At 76.2% G+C, this 1,310-nt stretch carries 2 pseudogenes; both read left to right on the top strand.

The annotated features are described in order from the left end of the window. Positions 1 to 323, top strand: a pseudogene (locus G3I65_RS38535) (hypothetical protein); the annotation flags it as partial. 352 nt (positions 324 to 675) lie between these two features. Further along, positions 676 to 1,310, top strand: a pseudogene (locus G3I65_RS38530) (DNA polymerase Y family protein); the annotation flags it as partial.

Raw genomic sequence — 1,310 nt, 5'->3', positions numbered from 1 at the left:
TGGACGTGGTGGCGGTCCACTCGGAGACGGTCCTGCCCTCGGTGGCCCGCCGCTTGTCGGCACGCGCCCGCCATCGCGGAGCGGTGCTGCTGGCGTCGGGTGCTTGGCCGGGAGCGGACGTCGAGCTGTCGTGCCGCCGCGAGGCGTGGACGGGCCCGGAGGAGGGCTACGGCCACCTGCGTCAGCGCCGAGTGGCGATCCGCGTCCACGGCCGCGGATCGGCGGCCCGCCCGGTGTCGGCGGAGCTGCTGCTGCCGGGCCCCGCCGACGGCGTGACACCCGCGGTCCGCGGTGTGGAGCTGGGAGTGGAGGCGACGGCATGAGCGTTGCCACGCGTCCGGATCGGGCGGTCCCGCCTGAGCGGTGGCCGAGCCCGACGCTGCCACCCGGTCCTGCGGCAGACCACGCCGCGCACCGGTCTTTCGGCCGCGCAAGGCGGCGCCCGTGGGCGGTTATCCCAGCCCAGCGCGGCACTCCTTCTCGGCGGTCCCGCACACGCCTGTCCTACGTCGGCGTGAGGTTCGGTGCGGCCGAAGCCGGCACCATGCCCGTCTCGCGCGGTATCGCCGTGCAGCGGTCCCTCACGTGCGCGGCCAGGCAGGCCACCCCCGTGAGCCGGCAGGCGGCCGCATGACCGTGCCAGCCCAGCGCGGCACCTCCGACACCCCCGCCCGGATGCTGGTCCTCTGGTGCCCGGACTGGCCCGCGGTCGCCGCCGCGGCCGTCGCGGGGACACCCGTGACCGAACCCGCCGCCGTCTTCAGCGCGAACCGGGTCGTCGCCTGCAACGCCGTCGCGCGCCGGAGCCGGATCCGGCGGGGAATGCGGCGGCGGGAAGCGCAGTCGAACTGTCCCGAACTCGTCGTCTTCGCCGCGGACGACGGACGCGACGCGCGGCTCTTCGAACCCGTCGCACGGGCGGTCGAGGCGCTCGTCGTCGGCGTTGAAGTCGTGCGGCCCGGGCTCGTCGCGGTACCCGTCGACGGCGCCGCGCCCTACTTCGGCGGCGAACACGCGCTCGTCGAGCGGCTCGTCGACGAGGTCTCGGCCGCGGCCGGCGTCGAATGCCAGGTCGGGATCGCCGAGGGGCTCTTCGCCGCGACGCTCGCCGCCCGCCGCGGGGAGTTCGTCGCGCACGGGTGCGTCGCCGAGTTCCTCGCGCCGCTGCCCGTCACCGAGCTCGACCAGCCCGGCGCCGAACGCGCGGAGCTCGTCGACCTGCTGCGCCGCCTCGGCCTGAAGACGCTCGGCGCGTTCGCCGGACTGCCGGAGCGCGACGTCGCCAACCGCTTCGGCACGGCCGGGCTGCT

Origin of the sequence: Amycolatopsis sp. SID8362, assembly GCF_010550475.1 — a bacterium.
GTDB lineage: Bacteria > Actinomycetota > Actinomycetes > Mycobacteriales > Pseudonocardiaceae > Amycolatopsis > Amycolatopsis eburnea.
This window is presented reverse-complemented; position numbering and strand designations above follow the sequence as displayed.